The sequence below is a fragment of the Streptomyces sp. NPDC042346 genome, assembly GCF_055581845.1.
In genome coordinates, this window is sequence record NZ_JBVJEH010000001.1 from 1,449,733 (window position 1) to 1,473,574 (window position 23,842).

A 23,842-nucleotide genomic window follows, 5' to 3' on the forward strand; every position below is an offset into this window, starting at 1 on the left:
CCGTGTCCCCGCGCCACAACCGTTCCCGAGGCGGCGATAAGCCCGAGCAGCCGCAGCCGGGCGAACCCGGCGACCGGTACGGCGGTGCGCAGCGCAGCGAGACCTGGCAGGGCGAGGAGTGGTACGTCCGCCTCGTCGCCGGAGCGAGCTCGCCCGGGAAGCGCTACCGCTGCCCCGGCTGCGACCAGGAGATCCCGCCCGGGGCCCCGCACGTCGTCGCCTGGCCCGAGTACGGGGGAGTGGACGACCGGCGCCACTGGCACAAGGCCTGCTGGAACGCGAAGGACCGCCGCACCAGCAGGGTGCAGCGGTCCCGTAACGCGCCGAAGTACTAGCCGACGTACCGGGGACTGTCCGCCCCGGTCCTCGCCGGCGTCCTCACACGTCCTTGCTGTTCAGCAGGGCGTAGGCGCCGGCCAGCGCCGCGGCCGTGACGCCGGTCACGATCAGCAGCGGCTCCCAGCCCGCCGGGCCGCTGTCGCCGAACGGCGGACGCTCGCTGTACAGCGCGATCATCTGCGAGGGGATCGCGTAGGTGAAGAGGGCCTCCTGCACCGACCGGAGCGCCTCCGAGAACATGAACAGCGCCGCCACCAGCGGAAGCAGCAGCAGGCCGATCATCACGGTGATCGCGCCGGCCGAGTGCCGGATGAGCGTCCCGAGCGCCAGCGACAGCAGACCCAGCATCGCCAGGTAGGCGCCCGCGCCGACCGTCGCCCGCAGCCATTCGCCGCCCGTGGGTTCCCGCGCGTCCACCATGGCGACCTGGGCCACCGCCACCAGCGTCGCGAAGACGGTCGTGACCGTGAAGACCAGCAGGAAGAAGACGAGCGCCTTCGCCGTCAGCACCCGCGCCCGGCTCGGGCAGGCGGTCAGGGTCGTACGGATCATGCCCGTGCCGTACTCGGAGGCGATCGTCAGGACCCCGAGCGTGATCACGCAGATCGATGCGGGAAGCATCCCGAAGAAGCCGAAGCCGAGCGCGGACTCCTCGCCCATCGGCGCCTCGGAGGTCGCGGCGATCGCCGCGACACCCAGGCCGATGCCCAGCATCAGCAGGATCATGACGCCGAGCGTCCACAACGTCGACCGGACCGAGCGGATCTTCGTCCACTCGGAGGCGAGCGCGTCCCCGAGGTGCGCCCGGCGGACCGGGATGGGGGAGACGTAGGCGGCGTGCGGCGCCGGAGCGTGGTGGTGGGTGGGGGCGGTCATCGGGCGTCCTTGGTGGTGTCGCTCGGCTGCGGGGTGCCCGGCTGCGGAGCGGCCGGAGCGGTCGGAGGGGCCGCCGGCGCGCTCGGGGCGGCCTGGTGCGGCGCGGCGTACGGGCTCGGCGCCGCGGGGGCCTGCGGAGCCCCGGCGTACGGGTTCTGTCCGGGCGGCGGCGGGGCGTACCAGCCCTGCTGCGGCACCTCGGGGGACATCGGCTGCTGCTGCGGCGGCATCCCGTACCCCGGCTGCCCGGGCTGCTGCGGCGCCTGGAGGTGGGCGAGCCGGTCGTCGGTGGAACGGTAGTCCACCGCGCCCTGCGTCATCCGCATGTACGCCTCCTCCAGGGAGGCCTGGTGCGGGGAGAGCTCCCAGAGCCGTACGTCCGCGCCGTGCGCCAGGTCGCTGATCCGCGGCAGGGGCAGGCCCGTCACGCGCAGCGCGCCGTCCGGCTCGGACAGCACCTGGCCGCCGGCCTCCATGAGCGCCGCCGTCAGCTTCTCCCGCTGCGCCGGCTCGGTCTGCGGCGTCCGCACCCGGGCGAAGTCGGCGGAGTTCGCCGAGATGAAGTCCGTGACGCTCATGTCCGCGAGCAGCTGCCCCCGGCCGATCACGATCAGGTGGTCCGCCGTCAGCGCCATCTCGCTCATGAGGTGGCTGGAGACGAAGACGGTCCGGCCCTCGGCGGCCAGCTTCTTCATCAGGTTCCGGACCCAGAGGATGCCCTCCGGGTCCAGGCCGTTCACCGGCTCGTCGAAGAGCAGCACCTGCGGGTCGCCGAGGAGCGCCGCCGCGATGCCGAGCCGCTGGCCCATGCCGAGCGAGAAGCCCTTCGAACGCCGCTTGGCCACGTCCTGGAGGCCGACGACGCCGAGGACCTCGTCGACGCGCTGCGCCGGGATGCCCGCCAGCTGGGCGAGCGACAGCAGGTGGCTGCGCGCGCTCCGGCCGCCGTGCACGGCCTTGGCGTCAAGGAGCGCGCCGACCTGCCGGGGCGCGTTCGGGAGCTGCCGGAAGGGGTGGCCGCCGATCGTCACCTGACCCGCGCTGGGCCGGTCGAGCCCGAGGATCATGCGCATCGTCGTCGACTTCCCGGACCCGTTCGGGCCCAGGAAGCCGGTGACCACACCGGGCCTCACCTGGAAGGAAAGGTTGTACACGGCCGTCTTGGCGCCGTAGCGCTTCGTCAGGCCGACTGCCTCGATCATTCTCCAGCCCCATCGACAGGTCGTCGCATCCGTGTCGGGGCGTGGCGGCCGACGGCCGGAGCCCCCCGTATGAATGAGGAGCTTATCCAGCCGTTGACGGTTCCAGCGAAGCGGAAGGGAAGCGGAAGGGAATCTCCGGGAGATTCCCAGGTGGACCCCTACGGGTCAGGCGTCGCGCTTCTTCATCACCAGGTAGCCGCCGAGGACCGCCGCCACCACCCAGACGAGCATGATCCCGAGCCCGCCCCACGGCCCGTACGGCGCCTCCTCCGTGCCCATCGCGTCCGGCACCACCTGCATGATCTTGGAGCCGGCCTGGTCGGGGAAGTAGAGGGCGACCTCCTTGGCCTTCGGGACCGCCGAGAGGATCTGCGAGATCAGGAAGAAGAACGGCACCAGGATGCCCAGCGACAGCATCGAGGAGCGCAGCATCGCCGCCACGCCCATCGAGAAGATCGCGATCAGCCCCATGTAGAGGCCTCCGCCGACCACCGCGCGCAGCACGTTGTCCGCGCCGAGGGTGGTGCGGTGCTCGCCGAGGAGCGCCTGGCCGAGGGAGAAGGAGAGGAAGCTGGTCGCCAGGCCCACGAGCAGGGCGAGCCCGCCGGCTACTGCGATCTTCGAGAAGAGGAAGGTGGCGCGCTGCGGGACCGCCGCGAGCGAGGTGCGGATCATGCCCGAGGAGTACTCGGTGCCGACCACCAGGACGCCGAAGACCACCATCGCCAGCTGGCCGAGGATCATCCCGGAGAAGCTGGCGAACGTCGGGTCGAAGGTGGCCCGCTCCACTTCGCTGAGATCGTCGAAGGTCGACTTGAACAGGGCGCAGAGCGCCGCGCTCATCACCACCGTGACGAGGAGGGCGCTCGCCAGCGTCCAGACGGTCGACGACACCGTCCGGATCTTGGTCCACTCGGACTGGAGAACCGCGGATGCCGCTGCCATCGTTCAGGCTCCCTTGGAGGTCGAGCCCCACTGGGGGCCGGGCGCCGGTGCGGCGCCGTGTACGTCGGTGCCGTGCGCGTGGTACTCCACCGCACCGGCCGTCATCTGCATGAACGCTTCTTCGAGGGAGGCGCGCTGCGAGCTCAGCTCGTGCAGTACGAGCCCGTGCTCCGCCGCCAGCTCGCCCAGCTTCTCGGTCGTCGCCCCGTCCACTTCGAGGTGTCCGTCGCCCACCTCGATGGCCGTGAATCCGTTGGTGTGGAGCACGTCCCGCAGCCGTTCCTGCTGCGGAGAACGCATCCGCACATAACTCCTGGAATTCTGCTGGATGAAATCCGCCATCGACGTGTCGGCCAGCAGCTTTCCCTGCCCGATCACGATCAGATGATCGGCCGTCAGCGCCATTTCGCTCATCAGATGGCTGGAGACGAAGATCGTCCGGCCCTCGCCGGCCAAGGCCTTCATCAGATTGCGGATCCAGTGAATTCCCTCGGGGTCCAGACCATTGACGGGTTCGTCGAACATCAGGATCTCGGGATCACCGAGCAGTGCCGAGGCGATGCCGAGCCGCTGGCCCATGCCGAGGGAGAAACCCTTCGACTTCTTCTTCGCGACCGGCGTCAGACCCACCAGGTCGAGCACCTCGCCCACCCGGCTCTGCGGGATCCGGTTGGACTGCGCGAGACACAGCAGGTTGTTGTACGCGGAGCGGCCGCCGTTCATCGCCTTGGCGTCGAGCAGCGCGCCGATGTACTTGAGCGGTTCCGCGAGGTCCCGGTAGTGCTTGCCGTCGATCCGGACCGTACCGCTGGTCGGGTTGTCCAGGTCGAGCATCATCCGCATCGTCGTCGACTTGCCCGCCCCGTTCGGCCCGAGGAAACCGGTGACGACGCCCGGCCGGACCTGGAAGGAGAGATGGTCGACCGCTGTCTTCGTTCCGTAGCGCTTGGTCAGGCCCTCAAGCTCGATCATGCGTACCAAGTTAAGGGCGCGCAAAACCCCCCGCCACCGGAGTGACGGGGGGTTTTGCGAGCTGTCGCCTACGCGTTACCGCGACGTGCTGCTCCTGGGGCCGCGGGGCCTCAGCGGGACTGCTGGGCCGGGACGCCGGCCGCGCGCTCGTCGTCGATCGGGGAGCCGGCCGCCGCGACGGCGGCACCCGTCAGGGTCGCCAGCATCTCGCGGACGTTGGTCAGCTGGGCGTTGATCGAGTCGCGGCGGTTCGTCAGCGCCGCGAGCTCGCGCTCCGACTCGCTGCGGATCCGGTCGGCCTTCGCGTTCGCGTCGGCCACGATGTCCTCGGCCTGGCGCTGCGCGGTCTCCACCGTCTGACGGGCGCGGCGCTCCGCGTCCGTACGCAGCTTCTCGGCCTCCAGGCGGAGCTGCTCGGCGCGGTGCTCGATCTCCGCGAGGCGCTTCTCGGCCTTGGCCTGACGCGAGGCCAGGTCGCGCTCCGACTGCTCGCGGCGCTTCGCCAGGTTGGTCTCGAAGTCCGCGGCGGCCTGGGCGGCCTTGGCGCGGGTCTCCTCGAAGAGGGCGTCCGCCTCCTCGCGCTTCGACTGCGCGTCCTTCTGCGCCTCGCCACGCAGCGAGTTGGCCTCGCCCTGCGCCTTCTCGACGATCCGGACGCCCTCGTCCTCGGCCTTCGACTTCCGCTCGGCCGCGAAGGACTCCGCGTCGTTGCGCACCTGCTGGGCGGCCGACTCGGCGAGCTCGCGGTGCTGCTCGGCGGCGCGACGGGCCTCCTCGCGCAGGTCCTTCGCCTCCTCCTCGGCGAGTCGGAGGATCTTCTCGACACGGGCACCGAGGCCGGCGTACGACGGCTCCGCGTCGGTGACCTGCGCCTGGGCGTTCTGCGTTTCGAGGTGGAGTTCCTCGATGCGCTTCTCCAGCGAGGTGATGCGGGACAGTGCGCTGTCGCGGTCGGAAACGAGCTTGGTAATGCGGTCGTCCACCTGACCGCGGTCGTAACCGCGCCGCACGAGCTCGAAGCCGAAGGGGGAGGAAGTGTCGCTCATGGGTTTCCTGTCGAATGAGACCGGTGAGGTGTTAGAGGGAATCCTAGGGGCCGAAGCGGCGTGTCATCGAGCGTATGCCCGTTTGATCTGGAGAATGTCCAGCCTTTTGAGTGGCTAGCCGTCCTGGGACTTGCCACTCGAACGAGTGGCCCCCGTCGACACACCCGCCTTGAGCCCGTCCTTCGCCCCCGCCGACGGCGTCTCGAAAGACTCCAACGCCTCCAGCACGTCCTGGACACGGGAGATCTCGGCATTGATGTCCTCGCGCCTGCGCACGAGCACCTCCAGCTCCCGCTTGCCCTCGGCGACGGTCCGCTCGGCCTCGGCCTCCGCGTCGGCCCGCAGCCGCTCGGCCTCCGCCTTGATGCCCTCGGCCTCCGCGACGAGCGACGCCTTCTTCTGCTCGGCCTCCTTGAGGAGCGCCTCCGCCTTCCGCACCGCCGCGATGCGGACCTTGCTCGCCTCGGAACTCGCCTCGGAGACCAGCTCCTTGGCCTTCTCCTCGGCCTCGGTGCGCTGCTCCGTGGCGGCCTTGACCAGCTTGTCGACGCGCTCGCCGGCCGTCTTCATCTGCTCGGCGTTCTCGCGCCGCGCCCGCTCGTGCAGTTCCTCGATCTCGCCCTCGACGCGGCCCCGCAGCTCCTCGGACCGGTCCCTTATGGCCGTCGCGTCGCTGCGTGCCCCGACGAGCAGTTCGTCGGCGTCCGTACGGGCCTTCTCCACCAGCGAGTTGCCCTCGACGGTCGCCTCGGCGACGATCCGCTCGGCCTCCTTGCGGGCCGCGCCGACCATCGTGTCCGCCTGAGTCTCGGCCTCGGTGGTGGCGCGCAGCGCCTCCTCCTGGGCCTTGGCGATGAGCTGGTCCGCCTGCTCGGCCGCGTCCGAACGCTTCCGCGCGCCGGCGTCCCGGGCCTCGTCGAGCGTCCGGTCCGCCTCCGCGCGGGCCTCCGACCGCATCTGCTCGGCCGCCGCCTCGGCGTCCGCCCTGAGCCGCTCCGACTCGCTGCGGATCCGCTCGTCGTCCTGCTGCGCGGCGGCCACCGTCGCGGCCGCCGCGGCCTCCGCGTCGGCCTTGGCCCGCTCGCCTTCGGCGATGGTCCGCGCGGCCTGCTCGGCGGCCTCCGCCGCGACCCGCTCGGCGTCGGCGCGCGCGTCCGCCGTGACCGCGTCGGACAGCTCGCCCGCCTCGCGGGTGAGCCGCTCGGCCTCGCTCGTCGCCTCGGCGATGAGCGCGTCGGCCTGCTCGGCGGCGTCGCTGCGGCGCTTGTCGGCGGCCTTGCGGGCCTCGTCGAGGACCTGCTCGCCGTCGGCGAGGGCGGCCGTCCGCAGCGCCTGGGCGTGCGCCTCCCCGTCGGTCTTGACCTGCTCGGCCTCGGCACGGAGCCGCCGGGCGTCCTGCTCGGTCGTCTCCATGAGCTCGACCGCCTCGGCGGTGAGCCGCTCGGCCTCGCTCGTCGCCTCCGCCATGAGTGCGTCGGCCTGTTCGGCGGCGTCGCTGCGCCGCTTGTCGGCGGCCTTGCGGGCCTCGTCGAGGACCTGCTCGCCGTCCGTGATCGCCGCGGTCCGCAGCGCCTCCGCGTGCGCCTCCCCGTCGGCCTTGACCTGCTCGGCCTCGGTACGGAGCCGGCGCGCGTCCTGCTCGGTGCTCTCCAGGAGCTCGGCGGCCTCGGCCGTGAGCCGCTCGGCCTCCGCGGTCGCCTCGGCGGTGACCCGCTCGGCCTCCGCGAGCGCCTCCGTCGTGACCCGCTCGGCCTCGCTCGTCGCCTTGCCCACGAGGGTGTCGGCCTGCTCGGCGGCGTCGCTGCGGCGCTTGTCGGCCGCCTTGCGGGCCTCGTCGAGGACCCGCTCGGCCTCGGTGCCGATCCGGTCCGCCTCCGCCCGTGCCTCGCCGACCGCCGTCTCGGCGCGCTCGGCGGCCTCCGAACGGATCCGGTTCGCGTCGTCCCGGGCGTCGGCCCGCGTACGGGCGGCGTCCTGCTCCGCCGAGGCGAGCGAGTCCGTCACCTCGGTCCGTACCCGCTGCGCGTACTCCGCGGTGTCCGCCCGCAGCTTCTCCGACTCGGCGATCGCGTCCCCGACCGTCCGCTCGGCCAGCGCCTTCGCGGCCTCCGACTCCTCCTGGGCGCGCGCCCGGGTGCGGGAGGCGTCCTCGGACGCCCGCTCCCGCTCCTCGTACGCGTCGGCCCGGACCCGGTCCGCCTCCTCCTGCGCCTCCGTACGCGTCCGCTCGGCCGCGTGCTCGGCGGCGCTGCGCAGCCCGGCGATCTCCTCCTCGGCCTGCTCGCGCAGCCCGGCCACCGAGTCCCGCACCTCCTGGGCGGTCTGCTCGGCCGCGGTGACCATCTCGGTCGCCCGCGCGTCCGCCTCCTCGACCAGGCGCTGGGCCTCGGCCTGGGCGTCCTCGACCCGCTTGCGGGCGGCGGCGAGGAGCTCCTCGGACTGCTCGCGGGCGTGCTCGCGCTCCCGGCCGGCCTCGGAGCGGGCCGACTCCAGGGTCGACTCGGCCTCGCGGCGGCGCCGGTTGGCCTCGTCCTGTGCGGCGGCCAGCGCCTCGGCGGCCTCGGCGGCCACCCGCTCGGCGGCGGCCCCGGCCTCCGCGCGGACGCGGTCGGCGGTCTCCTGCGCCTCCGACTTCAGGCGCTCGGCCTCCTCGCCGGCCTCCGTGCGGAGCCGTACGGCGGCGGTCTCGGCCTCGGTGCGCGTGGTGGACGCGTCGGCCGAGGCCTCGGCCCGCAGCCGCTCGGCCTCCTGCTCGGCCTGCTCCTGGAGCGTACGGATGCGCTCGGCGGCCTCCGTGCGGAGCCGCTCCGTCTCCTCGGCGGTCTCGCGCCGGATCCGCTCGCTCTCGGCGCGGGCGTCGGTCAGCTCCCGGCCGGCCGCCGCCACCTTCGTCTCGGCGTCGGTGTGCAGCCGGGTCAGTTCCTCGGCGGCCTCGGCGCGGCGGGCCTCGGCGGCCCGCTCGGCGTCCGCGCGCAGCCCGGCGGCGGCCTCCTCGGCCGTCTCCCTGACCGACTCCGCCTGCTCCTCGGCCTCGGCGCGCAGCCGCTCGGCCTCGGCGCGGGTGCGCTCCAGGGTCTCCTCGGCCTGGGCGCGGAGCGTCTGGGCGCGCTCCACGGCCTCGGACTTGACCCGCTCGCCCTCGGCGCCGGCCTTGGTGCGGAGCTCCTCGGCGTCCGTACGGGCCTTGGTGAGCAGCTCCTCGGCGGTGCCGGCGGCCTCCTCGATCTGCTGGAGGGCCTCGCGCCGGGCCTCGCCGCGGATCCGCTCGCCCTCCGCGACGGCCTCGGCGCGCAGCTGCTCGGCCTCGCCGCGCAGCCGGCGGGCCTCCTCCTGGAGCTCGACCGTCTTGGCGCGGTACTCCTTGGTGTCGTCCTTCGCCGAGCCGAGCAGTTCGTCGGCCTGCTCCTCGACCCGGGCCCGCAGCCGGTCCATCTCGGCCTCGGCCTCGCGGCGGACCCGCTCGGCCTCCTCGGCGGCCTTGCGGGTGGTCTCGCGGGCGTCGTCGGACGCCTTGGTGAGGATCTCCTCGGCGCTGCGCGCGGCCTTGGCGAGAGCGGCGGCGGAGTCCTCGGCGACGGCCGTACGGGCCTTCTCCGAGGCCTCCGAGAGCAGCTTCTCGGCCTCGGCGGTCGCCTCGCGGAGCTTCTCCTCGGCCTCGGCCTTGAGGGCCTCGGCGTCCTTGGTGGCCTCGCCGACGAGCCGGGCGATCTCCGTCTTGGCCGTGCGGGTGCGCTGCTCGTTGACGGACTCCGCGGAGGCGAGCTGCCTGGCGGCGGCGTCCTTGGCCTCCGTGAGGGCCTTCTCGGCCTCGGCGCGGGCCAGCCGGAGCTTCTCCTCGGCCTCCTGCATGCGCTGCTCGGCGGCGCGGGACAGCTCGGTGGCCTGGCGGCGGGCCTGGTCCGTCTCGGCGGTGGTCGTCGAGCGGAGCTGCTCGGCGTGGCTCGTGGCCTCCTGCGCCTGGCTGGAGGCGGCGCCCAGGAGCCGCTCGGCGTCCTTGCGGGCGCGCAGCAGGATCGCCTCGGCCTCGGCGCGGGCCGCCTCGGCCTCGGCGCCGACGCGGCGGCTGGTCTCCTCCGCGAGCCGGGTGGCCTCGGCGCGGGCGGTGGCGAGCGACTGCTCGGCCTCCGCGCGGGACTCCTCCATCAGGCGGCGGGCCTGGGACTCCGTACGGGCACGCAGCTGCTCGGCCCAGGCGACGTTCTCGTTGACGTGCGCCTCGACGGTCTGCCGGCGCTCGTTGAGCTCCTGGTCCAGCTGCTGGCGGCGCTGGACCGCCTCGTTGTGCAGCTCGGCCTGGAGCCGCGACTGGTGCTCGGCGTGCTCCTGGAGGATGCGCTGCGTCTGGGCGCGGGCCTCGCGCAGCTCGCGCTCGGCGTCCTGCCGGAGCTGTTCGGCCTGCGCCTGCGCGTTGCGCAGCAACTGCTCGGCCTGGTAGCCGATGTCCGCGCTGTCGTACGCGGGCCTGGACGCGATGGTGCGGCGCGCCTCGTGGAGCTTGGCACGCAAGACCTCGACCTGGTAACCGAGGTCCTCGGCGTGCTGGACGGCCTTTTCCCGCTCGGTCTTCAGCCGGTCCATCTCGGCTTCGAACCGTGCGAGATGGTCGTCTTCAGCTCGGTGGCTCTCCTGGCGTTCGTAGCCCCGCACTGCGCGGTCCATCCTTCCCCGAGCTCTCCGAGCAGGGGAGACCCCAACCCTGTCCGCAACTCCAACGAGCACCGTCTTCACCGACGAGGACGGACCCCCGGGGAATCGTGGCAGATCGGACGACCCCGACATCCCGACTTCGGTGCCACGCGGAGCAGCCCCGACCGGCCCCGGCCCGGAGCCGCCCACTCTACCGGGCCAGGAATCCGGAGGTCAGTGCTCCGCTGAGGAGTGGTCAGCGGAGGGCTTCGCCGAGGTGACCAGTTCCGTGAGCACGCCGTGGCAGTCCTTGGGGTGCAGGAAGGTGATGCGGGAGCCCATCGAGCCGATCCGCGGCTGGTCGTAGAGGACCCGGACGCCCTTCTCGCGGATGTCCGCGGCATCGCCGTCGACGTCCGCCGTACCGAAGGCGATGTGGTGCACGCCCTCGCCGTTCTTGGCGAGCCACTTGCCCACCGCCGAGTCCTCCCGGGTCGGCTCCAGGAGCTGGAGGTAGGAGGCCCCGCCGTCGGAGGTCTCGTTGATCTTGAGCATGGCCTCGCGGACGCCCTGCTCCTCGTTGACCTCGGTGTGGAAGACCTCGAAGCCGTATGTCGCACGGTAGAACTCGACAGTCTTGTCGAGGTCGAAACAGGCGATCCCGATGTGGTCGATTCGCGTCAGCATGCCCCCTAGTCCATCGCCAGGAAGGCGGTTACGCAACGTGCGCGCGATCACACCGGCTGCCCGGTGACCTCGCAGCGCGCCCCTCAGTACATTGGCGGTAAACCCTCGTTCACTCCTCATCCCTAGGGGCCGTGCCTCATGTCTGGAACGACCGGTACCACCTCAGTGATCGTCGCGGGCGCCCGCACGCCCATGGGTCGCCTGCTCGGCTCGCTCAAGTCCTTCTCGGGCGCGGACCTCGGCGGCTTCGCGATCAAGGCCGCCCTCGACCGTGCGGGCATCGGCGGCGACCAGGTCCAGTACGTGATCATGGGCCAGGTGCTCCAGGCGGGCGCCGGGCAGATCCCCGCGCGTCAGGCGGCCGTCAAGGCCGGCATCCCGATGAGCGTCCCGGCCCTCACCATCAACAAGGTGTGTCTGTCCGGCCTCGACGCGATCGCGCTCGCCGACCAGCTGATCCGCGCGGGCGAGTTCGACGTGGTCGTCGCCGGCGGCCAGGAGTCGATGACCAACGCCCCGCACCTGCTGCCGAACTCCCGCGAGGGCTACAAGTACGGCGCGATCGAGATGCTCGACGCGATGGCGTACGACGGCCTCACCGACGCCTTCGAGAACATCGCCATGGGCGAGTCCACGGAGAAGCACAACACCCGCCTGGGCATCCAGCGCCCCGAGCAGGACGAGATCGCCGCCCTCTCGCACCAGCGCGCCGCCACCGCGCAGAAGAACGGCATCTTCGAGGCCGAGATCACCCCGGTCGAGATCCCGCAGCGCAAGGGCGAGCCGGTCGTCTTCTCCAAGGACGAGGGCATCCGCGCCGAGACCACCGTCGAGTCCCTCGGCAAGCTCCGCCCGGCCTTCGCCAAGGACGGCACCATCACCGCCGGCACCTCCTCGCAGATCTCGGACGGCGCCGCCGCCGTCGTCGTGATGAGCAAGGCCAAGGCCGAGGAGCTGGGCCTGGACTGGATCGCCGAGATCGGCGCCCACGGCAACGTGGCCGGCCCGGACAACTCGCTCCAGTCGCAGCCGTCCAACGCGATCCTGCACGCCCTCAAGAAGGAGGGCCTGACCGTCGACGACCTCGACCTGATCGAGATCAACGAGGCCTTCGCCGCGGTCGCCGTCCAGTCAATGAAGGACCTCGGCGTTACCCCCGAGAAGGTGAACGTCAACGGTGGCGCCATCGCCCTGGGCCACCCGATCGGCATGTCCGGCGCCCGTGTGGTGCTGCACCTCGCCCTGGAGCTCAAGCGGCGCGGCGGCGGCATCGGCGCCGCGGCCCTCTGCGGCGGCGGCGGGCAGGGCGACGCGCTGATCGTCCGCGTCGCCGGCAAGTAACCGGCAAGTAATTCCGGCACCTAAGGAGCAGTGCAGATGGTGGACGTCCCCGCACTCGTCGCCCAGGCGCGCGAGGGCAGGCCGCGGGCCGTGGCCCGGCTGATCTCGCTCGTGGAGGGGGCGTCCCCGCAGCTGCGCGAGGTGATGGCGGCGCTCGCGCCGCTGACCGGCAACGCCTACGTGGTGGGCCTGACGGGCTCGCCCGGCGTCGGCAAGTCCACGTCGACCTCCGCGCTCGTCTCCGCGTACCGGCGGGCGGGCAAGCGGGTCGGCGTCCTGGCCGTCGACCCGTCCTCCCCCTTCAGCGGGGGAGCGCTGCTCGGCGACCGGGTCCGGATGTCGGAGCACGCCTCCGACCCGGGCGTCTACATCCGCTCGATGGCCACCCGCGGCCATCTGGGCGGTCTCGCCTGGTCCGCCCCGCAGGCCATCCGCGTCCTGGACGCGGCCGGCTGCGAGGTGATCCTCGTGGAGACGGTCGGCGTCGGGCAGTCCGAGGTGGAGATCGCCTCCCAGGCCGACACCTCGGTCGTGCTCCTCGCGCCGGGCATGGGCGACGGGATCCAGGCCGCGAAGGCGGGCATCCTGGAGATCGGCGACCTGTACGTGGTCAACAAGGCCGACCGGGACGGCGCGGACGCCACCGCCCGCGAGCTCAACCACATGCTGGGCCTCGGCGAGGCGCGGTCCGCCGGTGACTGGCGGCCGCCGATCGTCAAGACGGTCGCGGCGCGCGGCGAGGGCATCGACGAGGTCGTGGAGGCCCTGGAGAAGCACCGCGCGTGGATGGAGGAGCACGGGGTGCTCGCGGACCGCCGGCGGTCCCGTGCCGCGCGCGAGGTGGAGACGATCACCATCACGGCCCTGCGCGAGCGCATCGGCGACCTGCACGGCGACCGGCGCCTGGACGCGCTCGCGGAGCGGATCGTCGCGGGCGACCTCGACCCGTACGCGGCCTCCGACGAGCTGGTCGCGAGCCTGACGGGCAACTGAGCGGTACGCGAAAGGGCCTCCCCGGATCGCCGGGGAGGCCCTTTTCGTACGCGCTCGGCGGCTACGGCTTGCCGCGCCGCCCGCGGAGCTGCTCCGCGATGGGCTTCAGGGACTCGTGGAGGTCGCCGAGGGCGTCGGCGCCGATCTGGTCGATGAAGTGCCTGCGCACCGACTCGACGTGGTGCGGGGCGACCTTGCGCATGGTCTCCATGCCGTCGTCCGTCAGGACGGCGTACAGGCCGCGCCGGTCCGACTCGCAGTTCTCGCGGCGGACGAGTCCGGCGTTCTCCATCCGGGTGATCTGGTGGGAGAGCCGGCTCTTCGACTGGAGGGTGGCCGTGGCGAGGTCGCTCATGCGCAGCCGCCGCTCCGCCGACTCCGAGAGGTTCACCAGGATCTCGTAGTCGTTCATCGTCAGGCCGAAGGGCTGGAGGTCCTTCTCCAGCTGGTGCGCCAGCATCCTCTGGACGTCCAGGAACGTGCGCCAGGCGCACTGCTCGCCGTCGGTGAGCCACGGGGTGGCCGTCTCGGTCTCCATGTATGGATTCTACCTAAGAAGTTGAATTCTTGACGAAGTCTGGGAGTGTGACGCCGGGCACCGGGCGCCGGGCGCCGGGCGCCCCGGTCCTCGACCCGGGCCGTACACCCCGGTCCTCGACCCGCTCGGCGCGGGCGCAGACGTTCGAGGGCGTCACACTCCGCAGACTACCGCTCACAGGCCGAAGCGCCGCTGGAGGTCGCCCAGCTGGCCGGGAAGGCGCGGTACCGAACCGGGCACGGCCTGGCCGGAACCGTGCGCCCCGTGACCGCCCGGCACTCCCGCCTGCGCGGGCGGACCGCCGATCGCCCGCTCGGCCATGAGCAGCTCCGTCGACTGGAGCAGGACCGTACCCGCGCCCACGAACTCGAACTGGTGCTCCTCGCCCGAGGTGCCGCCGATCCCCGTCAGGGCCCGTACGCCGCCCATCACGCCCGTCATGTAGCCGTGGTCGTAGTGGTGGCACGGCGAGGGGCAGTCCGCCCAGCCGACCAGCGCCTGCGGGTCCACCCGCATCGGCGGCTCCATGAAGACCACCGGACCGTTCGACGCGGCGACGAACTTGCCCGTGCCGATCAGCGTCACGAAGCCCGGCACGATCGACTGCTTCAGCGCGAGCGTGGGCTGATAGGCGAGGAGGTTGCCCGAACGGATCGTCAGGTTGCCCTTGTCCAGGTCGAACGAGTTCACGTCGAAGGCCCGGTCCGCGAGCAGCATCTTGCCGCTGCCCTCGGCCACCACCCAGTCGCTCGCGTGCAGCGGTGAGTGGAACGACGTCCGGACCAGCCGGTCGAGCCGCCCGTGACCGATGCCGTTGAACTCGATCCGCCCGTAGTAGGCGATCATCTTGCCCTTCTGCAGGAACCACTGGGAGCCCTTGAGCTCCACGCAGAAGGTGTACGGATTCACGTTGTCGTCCGACGGGAGCGTCGTCGGGTCGTGGATCACCGGGGTGCTCACAGCTTCTCCTCCGAGGCCTGGACGTACACCGCGCCGCTGCCGCTCAGCTCCAGCTGGAAGGCCTCGCCGGAGCCGCGCCCCACCATGTCGCGCCAGCCCAGCGCGGTGGAGAGCTTGTTCCGTACGTCGCCGTGGTGGGCCACGTACGCCTGCGGGTCCACGTGGACCGGGCGGCCCGGGGCGATCGGCAGCTCGACGACCCCGCCGTGCGCCATGACGGCCACCGCGCCGTGTCCCTTGAGGGTGGTGGTGAAGAGGCCCTGGCCGGTCACCTGGCCGCGGACCATGCCCATGACCCCGCCCTGCGAGCCCATGAACATCGTGCCCTGCTCCAGGGTGCCGTCGAAGGCCAGGAGCCGGTCGGCCTCCACGTACAGGGTGTCGCCCGTCAGGCCGATCACCTGGATGTGGTGGCCGCCGTGCCCGAACATCACCGTGCCGTTGCCCTCGACCGTCATCAGCGGCGTCGCCTCGCCGGCCACGCGACGGCCGATCATCGACATCACGCCGCCCTGACCGCCCGCCATGTTCGGCGTGAAAGTGACGTCGCCGCGGTACGCGAGCATCGCCCCGCGCTGACTGAACATCCGCTGCCCGGGAACGACGGTCGCCTCGACCATCTTCGAGTTGATCTCGCGGAACGGCATCAGACGTCGCCCCCGATCGTGTTCCGCTCGCTCGGCTGGACGTACACGAGGCCGTCCCCCTCGAAGCGGATCTGGAACGCCTCGCCGCCGCCCTCGCCCATGAGGGTGCGGAAGGTCACACCGGACTGGAACTGCTGCTGGAGGTTTCCCTGGTGCGCGATGTACGCGCCCGGGTCGACCTGGAGCGGGTACTGCGGAGTCACCCGCAGCACGACCGCCGGACCGTCGGACATGATCGCCGCCTGCCCGGTGCCCTCGACGGTGGTCGTGAAGAGGCCGTTGCCGGTCGCGCCGCCGCGCAGGCCCGTGAAGGTCGTGCCGGTGCGCAGCCCCGCGTCGGTGCAGAGCAGATTGCTCGCCTCGACCCAGAGCTTCTCGCCGTGCAGGGACACGAGGTTGATCTCGGAGGCCCGGTCGGCGAACCAGCAGGTCCCCTGGCCGCGTACCTCCATCACCTCCATCTGCTCACCGGTGAGCCGGCGGGTCACCATGCCGCGCAGACCCTCACCGCCACCGCTCATCTTCTTGAACGCCATCTGGCCGTCGTAGGCGACCATCGAGCCGTTCTTCGCCTTGACGGAGTCGCCGGTCATGGAGACGGCGAGCACTTTGCTGCCTTGGAGTCGGAACGTTGCCACCCGAGGAAGGTACTGGGGACCCGGATAAAGAGACAGCAAAGTCGGCGTGCACAATGGACGGGCCCTTGTGCATCCGTTCACAAGATCGAACGAAGGTGACCCCCTCCGTGGACATCAAGACCGCTTCCTCCCTCCACCGGCTCCGGCTCGTCTCCGCGCCGGAGGCCGTCTCGTTCCTGCTTCTGCTCGTCTGCTCGGTGCTCAAGCGGACGACGGACTTCAACGCGGTGCCGGTCATGGGCGCGGTCCACGGCGTGCTGTTCATCCTGTACGTCCTCTTCTGGCTGGACGCCTGGAACCGCACCAAGTGGAGCTTCGGCACCGCGGCGCTCTACTTCGTCCTCTCGGTGCTGCCGTTCGGCGGCTTCTACGCCGAGCGGAAGCTGAAGCGCGAGGCCGCCGACGCGGTCATCGCCTCCCGCGCCCGCGCGGAGAGCGCCGAGGGTGCGGTGAAGGCGTGATCGTCGCGTTCTCGGTCACCCCGCTGGGCGTGGGGGAGGAGGTCGGCGAGTACGTCGCCGACGCCGTCCGGATCGTCCGCGAGTCCGGCCTCCCGAACCGTACCGACGCCATGTTCACGTCCATCGAGGGCGAGTGGGACGAGGTCATGGACGTCGTGAAGCGTGCCGTCGCCGCCGTCGAGGCCCGCGCGCCGCGCGTCTCGGTCGTCATGAAGGCCGACATCCGTCCCGGCGTGACGGACGGTCTGACCTCGAAGGTCGAGACGGTGGAGCGCCACCTCGGCGCCTGACGGCGCATCGCGGCAGCGGAGACCCCCGGTCCTGATCAGGGCCGGGGGTCTCTTCGTATTCGCTGGTTGAGCGAGTGCTCAAAATCGGCTACCTTCACTCGCGGGCAGTTTTGAGCAGTCGCTCAAGATGCTGGATGAGCTGGGGGGGACACCCATGGGTCTCTACATCGAGACACGTGTGCACGCGGACCTGGACACGCTCTGGGAGCGGACGCAGGAACCCGGCCGCCACCAGCGCTGGGACCTGAGGTTCACGGAGATCTCCTACCTCCCGAAGGCCGGGGACGAGCCCCAGCGCTTCCGGTACGCGACCCGCGTCCTGCCCTTCCTGGCCGTCGCCGGCACCGGTGTCTCCGCGGGGGAGCGCCACCGGGCCGGCGGCGACCGGGTCTCCGCCCTCCGCTTCTCCTCGTCCCACCCGCTGTCGCTCCTCGCCGAGGGCAGCGGCTACTGGCGGTACGTCCCCACCTCCGACGGCATCCGCTTCCTCACCGGCTACGACTACCGGCCCCGCTGGGGCCTCCTCGGCCGCGCCGCCGACCGGCTCCTCTTCCGGCCCCTCATGGGCTGGGCCACGGCCTGGTCCTTCGACCGGCTGCGGCTCTGGTGCGAGCGGGGCGTCACCCCCGAGCGCTCACGGAACCGCTGGCTCCTCGAAGCCGCCGTCCGGGTGCTGCTCGTGGCCGTGCCGATCGCCCTGACCCGGCTGCCCCTCGGGCTCGTGTCCCTCTACGCCGTGCCGCTCACCGTCCTCGGGCTCGCCGCCGCCGTCCTCGTACCGCCCTCGTCGCGCGCCCCCGCGGCCCGCCGCTGTCTGCGCACCCCGCCCGCCCGCAGCCGGGAGCCCCGGCTCCTCGCCACCCTGGAGCAGCCGTGACGACCCGGAGCGCGCCCTCGATCTTCCGTACCGCCATGGGGGACGCCGAGTTCGAGCGGCTGCACCCGGAACTCCGGCGGCGCTTCTCGGTGGGGCTCGCGAGCGGGGAGCTGTGCGTCGGACGCGGCGTCATGGACCGCATCTGGCACGGCCGGGCCTTCGTGAAGCCCTTCCTCGCGGTCGGCGGGCTGCGGAACATCCTGCTGCCCCGCACCGGCCGGGACGTCCCCTTCAGCATCGAGAACGTGCCGTACGCCGACTCGTACGGACGGGAGACCGTCACCTTCGTCCGCACCTTCGCCCTGCCCGGCGGCCCCCGGCGCTTCGACGCCACCATGGTCCACAGCCCCGAGCGGGGGTGCGTCCTCGACTACCTCGGAACCCACCAGCACCTCGCCAGCGATCTGCACCTGTCCGCCGAACCCGACGGCTCGCTCCTCATCACCTCCGGCGAACACCGCTTCCGCGAAGGCCCGTTGGACGTGCGCGTCCCCGAGCTCGTCGGCGGCCGGGCCGAGGTCCGCGAGTCCTTCGACGAGCGCACCGGCCGCTTCCGCATCGACGTCCGGGTGGTGAACCGGCACTTCGGTCCGCTCTTCGGCTACGAGGGGTCGTTCACCGCCGCATACGCCGACGTAGGCTCCCACGGGGTGCGCGCGGGGCTGCGCCCGGTGCGCGAGGAGGTACGGGCGTGAGTGCGGAGACCGCGATCGGGAAGGCCGCGATCGGGAAGGCCGCCGGCGGCGCGAGGGGTCAGGACGCGCGGAGCCAGGAGACCCGGGACAAGCTGCTCGACGGCGCCCTGCGCACCCTCGTCGAGCAGGGCATCGCCAAGGCCTCCGCGCGCGCGATCGCAACCACCGCCGGGGTCAACCAGGCCCTGGTCTTCTACCACTTCGGCTCCGTCGACGAGCTGCTCGCCGCCGCCTGCCGGCACGGCGCCGAACTGCGCGTCGCCCGCCACCGCGAGCGGCTCCGCTCCGTCGGCAGCCTCTCCGAGCTGCTCGCCTTCGGGCGCGAGATGCACGCGGAGGAGCGGGACGCCGGACACGTCGCCGTCCTCGGGCAGCTGCTCGCCGGGGCCCAGACCCACCCCCGGCTCGCCCCGGCCACCGCCGCCGGGCTCGACCTGTGGATCGCCGAGATCGAGCAGGTCCTCGTCCGGGTCCTCGCCGGGACCCCGCTCGACGGGTTCGCCGACCCCGCGGGGCTCGCCCGCGCCGTCGCCGCCTCCTTCGTCGGCCTCGAACTGTACGAGGGCGTCGACCCGGCCGGCGCGGAGGCCGCGCTCACCGCGCTCGAACAGCTGGGCTTCCTGATGGCCGCGATCGAGGAGCTGAACCCGGTCGCCCGGAAGGCCGTCACGTACACGCTGCGTCGACACAGTGATCGCAACAGGTAAGGACGCCCACTCGGACTACTCCAGTCGACACGCCGAACGAAGTCCCCTTTTGTTGGGGTATCGACCCGTTCGACGACAGCTGGAGGCACCGTGCGGCCGGAAGGCTACGACTACGACACCTACAGCCGACTCGCCGGTCCGCTCACGGACCCGGACACGGACCCCGCGGCCTACACGGTGCAGTACCGGAGTCTGCTCTCGAAGGAGCCGCACCGAATAAGGGCCGTCCTGCTCATGTGCCTGGCGCCGGTCCTGTCGGCGGTGCTCCTGGCCTATCTCGTCTGGCCGAGCCACTGGACCGTCCGGGAGGGCGGCGAACCCTGGCTCGTCCACCTCGACACCGTCATGCTCGTGTCGATCGGCCTCATCTGCTTCTTCATGCTGGTGAACGTCACGTCGATCGCCCACGCCACGATGGTCGCCCGCGACCCGATACCCGTCCACGAGGAGCCCGGCACCCGCGTCGCCTTCCTCACCACGTACGTCCCGGGCAAGGAACCGCTCTCCATGGTCCGCGCCACCCTCGAAGGCGCCGTCCGGCTGCGCCACGACGGGCCGCTGGACGTCTGGCTCCTCGACGAGGGCGACTCCGCCGAGGCCAAGGAGCTCTGCGCCGAGCTCGGAGTCCGCCACTTCACCCGTGCCGGCGTCCCCGAGTGGAACCGCAGGAAGGGCGTGCACAAGGCGAGGACCAAGCACGGCAACTACAACGCCTGGCTCGCCATGCACGGGAACGCGTACGACTTCTTCGCCTCCGTCGACACCGACCACGTCCCGCTCCCCAACTTCCTGGAGCGGATGCTCGGCTACTTCCGCGACCCCGACATCGCCTTCGTCGTCGGACCGCAGGTCTACGGCAACTACACCAACATCGTCACCAAGGCCGCCGAGTCGCAGCAGTTCCTCTTCCACGCCCTCATCCAGCGGGCCGGAAACCGCTACCGCGCGCCCATGTTCGTCGGCACGAACAACATCGTCCGGATCTCCGCCCTCCAGCAGATCGGCGGCCTGTACGACTCCGTCACCGAGGACATGGCCACCGGCTTCGAACTGCACCGCAGGAAGAACCCGCGCACCGGCCGCTTCTGGCGCTCCGTCTACACCCCCGACGTGCTCGCGGTCGGCGAGGGCCCGGCCTCCTGGACCGACTTCTTCACCCAGCAGCTCCGCTGGTCCCGGGGCACGTACGAGACGATCGTCAAGCAGTTCTGGAAGGCGCCCTTCCGCACCCCGCCGGGCCGCTTCCTCAACTACACGCTGATGCTCGTCTACTACCCGATGACGGCCGTCAACTGGTTCGTGGGCATCCTCAGCTGCGTCCTCTACCTCTGGTTCGGCGCCTCCGGCACCCAGGTCTCCACCCAGGTGTGGCTGATGATCTACAGCGACGCCGTCGCCCTCCAGATCGGGCTCTACCTCTGGAACCGGCGGCACAACGTCTCGCCCCACGAACCCGAGGGTTCCGGCGGCCTCGCCGGCATGGCGATGTCCGCGCTCTCCGCGCCCATCTACCTCAAGTCCCTCGGCTCGGCGGCCCTCCGCACCCGCGGCCGCTTCGTCGTCACCCCCAAGGGCGGCGAGGCCAGCCCCGACCGGGTCGCCACCTTCCGCATCCACCTCTACTGGGCGGTGATCCTCATCGCCTCGCTCGCCGCCTCCGTCCACTACGGCCACACCCACGCGGCCATGCGCACCTGGGCGTCCCTCGCCCTGGTCATCGCCCTGACCCCGGCCCTCCTCTGGGTGTGGACATCGGTACGGGCCCGGCGCGTGCGGCGCGTCCGGGACCGCGCGAGGGCCCGCGCCCGCAGCCGCGGCCTCGCGGACGCCCGCGAAGGGGTCGCCCGCGAAGGAGTCGCCCGCGAAGGGGTCGCCGTCCTCCCGGCCGCCATCCCGCCCACGCCTGCCGCCCCGGCCCCGACGACGACCGGAGGGAACTGAGCCATGGCCTACCGGCCGTCGAAGAAGTTCAAGAAGACGCTGCTCGGCAGCGGGGCCGTCGTGGTCCTCGCCGCGCTCAACGCCCCCGCCGCCGTCTCCTTCGCGGAGGAGAAGTACCACGCGTACAAGATCGCCCAGCCCGGCTACCAGCAGGAGTTCGGCTCCTGGGCGGAGGTGGACGTCCCCGAGCAGTACCGCATCAACGCCATCCACGCGGCGCTCCTGCACACCGGCAAGGTGCTCCTGATCGCCGGCTCGGGCAACGACCAGAAGAACTTCGACGCGGGGACCTTCGAGACCATCCTCTGGGACCCGGTGAAGAACACCTTCAAGAAGATCCCCACCCCCGTGGACTTCTTCTGCTCCGGCCACACCCAGCTCCCCGACGGGCGGCTGCTCGTCGCCGGCGGCACCGCCCGCTACGAGGTCCTCGGGGACGGCGTGAAGAAGGCCGGCGGCGGCATGCGGGTCAAGAACGAGAGTCCCGACAAGGCGGTCACCCTCAAGAAGGGCACCGTCTTCCGCTCCCCGTCCGGGGTCGAGTACGTCTCCAAGTTCGACGTCACCGTCCCCAAGGCCAAGCGCGAGTTCGAGATCTCGTACTTCAAGAGCGGCCAGATGAAGCCCTGGGAGACCAAGGTCACCGCCGCCGAGTCACGGGTCTTCGTCGAGGCGAGGAAGGCGGGCCCGCAGGCCCTCACCACCGAGGCCGCGCAGTACGAGGTCGTCGGCCTCAAGGGCGACGAGGCCGACGACGTCTACGGCCTCGCGCAGAAGCTCACCACCGAGAAGCAGGACTTCCAGGGCATCAAGGGCGCCTACGAGTTCGACCCCCGGGCCGAGAAGTACATCCCCGTGGCCCCGATGAAGGACGCCCGCTGGTACCCGACTCTCCTCACCCTCGACGACGGCAAGGTCCTCGCCGTCTCCGGGCTCAACGACGTCGGCGACGTCGTCCCCGGCGACAACGAGATCTACGACCCCGAGACCAAGAAGTGGTCCAAGGGACCCTTCCGCTACTTCCCCACCTACCCCTCCCTCTTCCTCACCCAGGGCGGCAAGGTCCTCTACACCGGCTCCAACGCCGGCTACGGCCCCGCCGAGAAGGGCCGCGAACCCGGCCTGTGGGACCTGGAGAAGAACTCCTTCACCAAGCTCGGCGGGCTCACCGACCCCGACCAGCTGGAGACCTCCGCCTCCCTGCTGCTGCCGCCCGTCCAGGACCAGAAGGTCATGGTCCTCGGCGGCGGCGGGGTCGGCGAGTCCCCGAAGTCCACCGCCCGCACCTCGATCGTCGACCTCTCCAAGGACAGCCCCGTCTTCACCGACGGGCCCGCCCTCCCGCAGGGCACCCGCTACCTCAGCAGCGTCCTGCTGCCCGACGACACCGTCTTCACCAGCGGCGGGTCCGAGGAGTACCGGGGCCGCAGCGGCAGCGACATCCTCAAGGCGCAGTTCTACGACCCGAAGGCCAACGCCTTCACCGAGGCCGCCGAACCCACCGTCGGCCGCAACTACCACTCCGAGGCACTGCTGCTCCCCGACGGCCGGGTCGCCACCTTCGGCTCCGACCCGCTCTTCGACGACAAGGACAACACCAAGCTCGGCACGTTCGAGCAGCGCATCGAGGTCTTCACCCCGCCCTACCTCCACCGGGCGGGCGCCGACCGGCCCGCCCTGGGGGAGGGGCCGCGGGAGCTCGACCAGAACGGCCGCGCCACCTTCAGGACCGCCGACGCCGGGCGGATCGCCGGGGCCCGGCTGATGCGGCCCAGCGCCGTCACCCACACGACGGACGTCGAACAGCGCTCGGTGGAGCTCGGCCTGATGAAGGGACAGGACGGGAGGACGGTCACCGTCGACGTACCGCAGGACCGCACGCTCGTGCCGCCCGGCTGGTACATGCTCTTCGTGACGGACGCGAAGGGCATCCCGAGCGAGGCGAAGTGGATCCAGGTGGGGTGAGCGCTTGCCCCGGCGCTCGGGTCCCGGGCTTCAGGTCCCTGCGCTCAGGTCCCGGACCTCAGGCCTTCGCCCGCCGGGCGAGGCCCAGGGCGTACTCCGGCCACCACGTCCCGGCGGCCGGGCCGCCCCTGCACTGACCGTCCGAGTCGCCGGGGCGCTTGATCCACAGATAGGCGTCGACCAGCTCGTCCCCGGTCCGGTCCGTCGGCGGTACGCCGAGGGCCCGGCCCGGCGGATTGCACCAGGCCTCCGCCCGGTCGCCCGGGAGGGGGCCGTCGCCGTTCCGGCTGGTGTCCACCGTGAAGTGGGTGCCGCCGAGCAGCCCCGAGAGCATCGAGCCGAAGCCCTTCACCGTGTCGTTCGTCTGGAAGTTGGAGACGTTCAGCGAGAAGCCGTCCGCGCGGGCGATGCCCGCCCGGCGCAGCGGCTCCACCAGCTTGCCCGGGTCGTCGATCCACGCCGGATTGCCCGCGTCCAGGTAGACCCGGGTGCGCGGCTGCCGCTTGAGCCGCTCGATCGCCTCGGCGAGCAGCCCGTACCGCTCGTCGTGGTACTGCGACGGGGTGCAGCCGTCCACGATGTGCGGCACCGCGTCCGGCTCCAGGACGACGATCGCGGAGGAGTCCCCGATCGCGGACGCGAAGGAGTCGACCCAGGTCCGGTAGGCCCGCGCGTCGTGCGAGCCGCCCGCCGAGTACATCCCGCAGTCCCGGTGCGGGATGTTGTACGCGACGAAGACCGGGGTCCGGCCCTCGGCCGCCGCGCCCCGGACCGCGCGCGTGACCTCGGGGACGGGGTCGTCCCCGGCCGGCCAGTCCGCGACCGGCCGCTCCGCGATCCGCTTCAGGACCTCGGCGTCCTCGGTCCTGCCCTGCGCCTCGTACTGCCGGACCTGCTTCGCCGCGTCGCTCTCCGGGTCGACCCAGAAGGGGGAGCCCGCGGAGGGGGCCGGTGCCTCTCCCGCCGAGCCCTCGCCGGCCGCGGACGGCGGGCCGACGGGCGTCCTCGCGGAGTCGTCGCCGGAGCATCCGGTCAGGAGCAGCGCGGAGACGAGAGTCAGGGCGGCGGCGATGACGGTGCGGCGGGACATCCGGCC

22 protein-coding genes are annotated in these 23,842 nt (G+C 71.8%); 10 read left to right on the forward strand and 12 right to left on the reverse strand.

The annotated features are described in order from the left end of the window. Nucleotides 1–2: 2 nt before the first annotated feature. The gene (locus tag ACZ6K0_RS06910; RefSeq protein WP_376399978.1) at nucleotides 3–335 is read left to right on the forward strand and encodes an ATP/GTP-binding protein; all 333 of its coding nucleotides are present in this window, start codon (nucleotides 3–5) and stop codon (nucleotides 333–335) included. 43 nt (nucleotides 336–378) lie between these two features. Here ACZ6K0_RS06910 and ACZ6K0_RS06915 read toward each other — a convergent pair whose 3' ends face one another. From ACZ6K0_RS06915 to mce, 7 genes are all read right to left on the reverse strand, one after another. Beyond that, the gene (locus ACZ6K0_RS06915; RefSeq protein WP_376399975.1) at nucleotides 379–1,215 is read right to left on the reverse strand and encodes an ABC transporter permease; all 837 of its coding nucleotides are present in this window, start codon (nucleotides 1,213–1,215) and stop codon (nucleotides 379–381) included. Then, entirely contained in the window at nucleotides 1,212–2,417 is a 1,206-nt protein-coding gene (locus ACZ6K0_RS06920; protein WP_376399972.1) for an ABC transporter ATP-binding protein, read from the reverse strand. Before ACZ6K0_RS06920 ends, ACZ6K0_RS06915 begins: the two co-directional genes overlap by 4 nt. A 165-nt stretch (nucleotides 2,418–2,582) precedes the next feature. Continuing rightward, entirely contained in the window at nucleotides 2,583–3,362 is a 780-nt protein-coding gene (locus ACZ6K0_RS06925; protein ID WP_376399968.1) for an ABC transporter permease, read from the reverse strand. A 3-nt stretch (nucleotides 3,363–3,365) separates the two neighbouring features. Continuing rightward, a complete protein-coding gene (locus tag ACZ6K0_RS06930) occupies nucleotides 3,366–4,334 on the reverse strand; it encodes an ATP-binding cassette domain-containing protein (RefSeq protein WP_376399965.1) in 969 nt (322 codons plus the stop codon). 110 nt (nucleotides 4,335–4,444) lie between these two features. After that, nucleotides 4,445–5,380: a coiled-coil domain-containing protein gene (locus tag ACZ6K0_RS06935; protein WP_317599205.1), complete on the reverse strand. Its 936-nt coding sequence runs from the start codon at nucleotides 5,378–5,380 to the stop codon at nucleotides 4,445–4,447. Nucleotides 5,381–5,494: 114 nt separating this feature from the next. After that, nucleotides 5,495–10,027, reverse strand: a complete 4,533-nt coding sequence (gene scy / locus ACZ6K0_RS06940) for a polarized growth protein Scy (protein ID WP_469228001.1) — start codon at nucleotides 10,025–10,027, stop codon at nucleotides 5,495–5,497. A 213-nt stretch (nucleotides 10,028–10,240) separates the two neighbouring features. Then, on the reverse strand, nucleotides 10,241–10,693 hold the full coding sequence (gene mce / locus ACZ6K0_RS06945; protein ID WP_376399961.1) for a methylmalonyl-CoA epimerase: 453 nt from the start codon (nucleotides 10,691–10,693) through the stop codon (nucleotides 10,241–10,243). A 138-nt stretch (nucleotides 10,694–10,831) separates the two neighbouring features. Here mce and ACZ6K0_RS06950 point away from each other — a divergent pair, with 138 nt between their 5' ends. Together ACZ6K0_RS06950 and meaB are read left to right on the forward strand one after the other, a co-directional pair. Continuing rightward, nucleotides 10,832–12,034, forward strand: a complete 1,203-nt coding sequence (locus tag ACZ6K0_RS06950; RefSeq protein WP_376399958.1) for an acetyl-CoA C-acetyltransferase — start codon at nucleotides 10,832–10,834, stop codon at nucleotides 12,032–12,034. A gap of 36 nt (nucleotides 12,035–12,070) precedes the next feature. Next, entirely contained in the window at nucleotides 12,071–13,027 is a 957-nt protein-coding gene (gene meaB, locus ACZ6K0_RS06955) for a methylmalonyl Co-A mutase-associated GTPase MeaB (protein WP_376399954.1), read from the forward strand. Nucleotides 13,028–13,088: 61 nt separating this feature from the next. Here meaB and ACZ6K0_RS06960 read toward each other — a convergent pair whose 3' ends face one another. The 4 genes from ACZ6K0_RS06960 to ACZ6K0_RS06975 form a co-directional block, all read right to left on the reverse strand. Next, nucleotides 13,089–13,565, reverse strand: a complete 477-nt coding sequence (locus ACZ6K0_RS06960) for a MarR family winged helix-turn-helix transcriptional regulator (RefSeq protein WP_376399951.1) — start codon at nucleotides 13,563–13,565, stop codon at nucleotides 13,089–13,091. 174 nt (nucleotides 13,566–13,739) lie between these two features. Next, entirely contained in the window at nucleotides 13,740–14,525 is a 786-nt protein-coding gene (locus tag ACZ6K0_RS06965) for an AIM24 family protein (RefSeq protein WP_376399948.1), read from the reverse strand. Further along, nucleotides 14,522–15,172 (reverse strand): AIM24 family protein, encoded by a 651-nt coding sequence (locus ACZ6K0_RS06970; RefSeq protein WP_376399945.1) that lies wholly within the window; start codon nucleotides 15,170–15,172, stop codon nucleotides 14,522–14,524. Before ACZ6K0_RS06970 ends, ACZ6K0_RS06965 begins: the two co-directional genes overlap by 4 nt. After that, nucleotides 15,172–15,810 (reverse strand): AIM24 family protein, encoded by a 639-nt coding sequence (locus tag ACZ6K0_RS06975; RefSeq protein WP_376399942.1) that lies wholly within the window; start codon nucleotides 15,808–15,810, stop codon nucleotides 15,172–15,174. The genes ACZ6K0_RS06970 and ACZ6K0_RS06975 overlap by 1 nt, the downstream gene beginning before the upstream one ends. Nucleotides 15,811–15,917: 107 nt before the next feature. Between ACZ6K0_RS06975 and ACZ6K0_RS06980 the strand changes: the two genes are divergently transcribed. The 7 genes from ACZ6K0_RS06980 to glxA all read left to right on the forward strand — a co-directional run bounded on the left by ACZ6K0_RS06980 (nucleotide 15,918) and on the right by glxA (nucleotide 22,746). Further along, nucleotides 15,918–16,271: a DUF3817 domain-containing protein gene (locus ACZ6K0_RS06980; protein ID WP_376399939.1), complete on the forward strand. Its 354-nt coding sequence runs from the start codon at nucleotides 15,918–15,920 to the stop codon at nucleotides 16,269–16,271. Continuing rightward, on the forward strand, nucleotides 16,268–16,561 hold the full coding sequence (locus ACZ6K0_RS06985) for an MTH1187 family thiamine-binding protein (protein ID WP_469227616.1): 294 nt from the start codon (nucleotides 16,268–16,270) through the stop codon (nucleotides 16,559–16,561). Before ACZ6K0_RS06980 ends, ACZ6K0_RS06985 begins: the two co-directional genes overlap by 4 nt. A gap of 154 nt (nucleotides 16,562–16,715) precedes the next feature. Continuing rightward, nucleotides 16,716–17,438, forward strand: a complete 723-nt coding sequence (locus ACZ6K0_RS06990; protein WP_469227615.1) for a hypothetical protein — start codon at nucleotides 16,716–16,718, stop codon at nucleotides 17,436–17,438. Between the two features lie 35 nt (nucleotides 17,439–17,473). After that, on the forward strand, nucleotides 17,474–18,133 hold the full coding sequence (locus tag ACZ6K0_RS06995; RefSeq protein WP_469227999.1) for a DUF4166 domain-containing protein: 660 nt from the start codon (nucleotides 17,474–17,476) through the stop codon (nucleotides 18,131–18,133). Nucleotides 18,134–18,162: 29 nt separating this feature from the next. Next, complete coding sequence (locus ACZ6K0_RS07000; RefSeq protein WP_376400499.1) at nucleotides 18,163–18,840, forward strand: TetR/AcrR family transcriptional regulator; 678 nt, start codon at nucleotides 18,163–18,165, stop codon at nucleotides 18,838–18,840. Between the two features lie 90 nt (nucleotides 18,841–18,930). Next, complete coding sequence (locus ACZ6K0_RS07005) at nucleotides 18,931–20,781, forward strand: glycosyltransferase family 2 protein (RefSeq protein ID WP_469227614.1); 1,851 nt, start codon at nucleotides 18,931–18,933, stop codon at nucleotides 20,779–20,781. A 3-nt stretch (nucleotides 20,782–20,784) separates the two neighbouring features. After that, nucleotides 20,785–22,746, forward strand: a complete 1,962-nt coding sequence (gene glxA, locus ACZ6K0_RS07010; RefSeq protein WP_469227613.1) for a radical copper oxidase GlxA — start codon at nucleotides 20,785–20,787, stop codon at nucleotides 22,744–22,746. 58 nt (nucleotides 22,747–22,804) lie between these two features. Here glxA and ACZ6K0_RS07015 read toward each other — a convergent pair whose 3' ends face one another. After that, entirely contained in the window at nucleotides 22,805–23,836 is a 1,032-nt protein-coding gene (locus tag ACZ6K0_RS07015; RefSeq protein ID WP_376400496.1) for a glycoside hydrolase family 6 protein, read from the reverse strand. Nucleotides 23,837–23,842 lie beyond the last annotated feature (6 nt).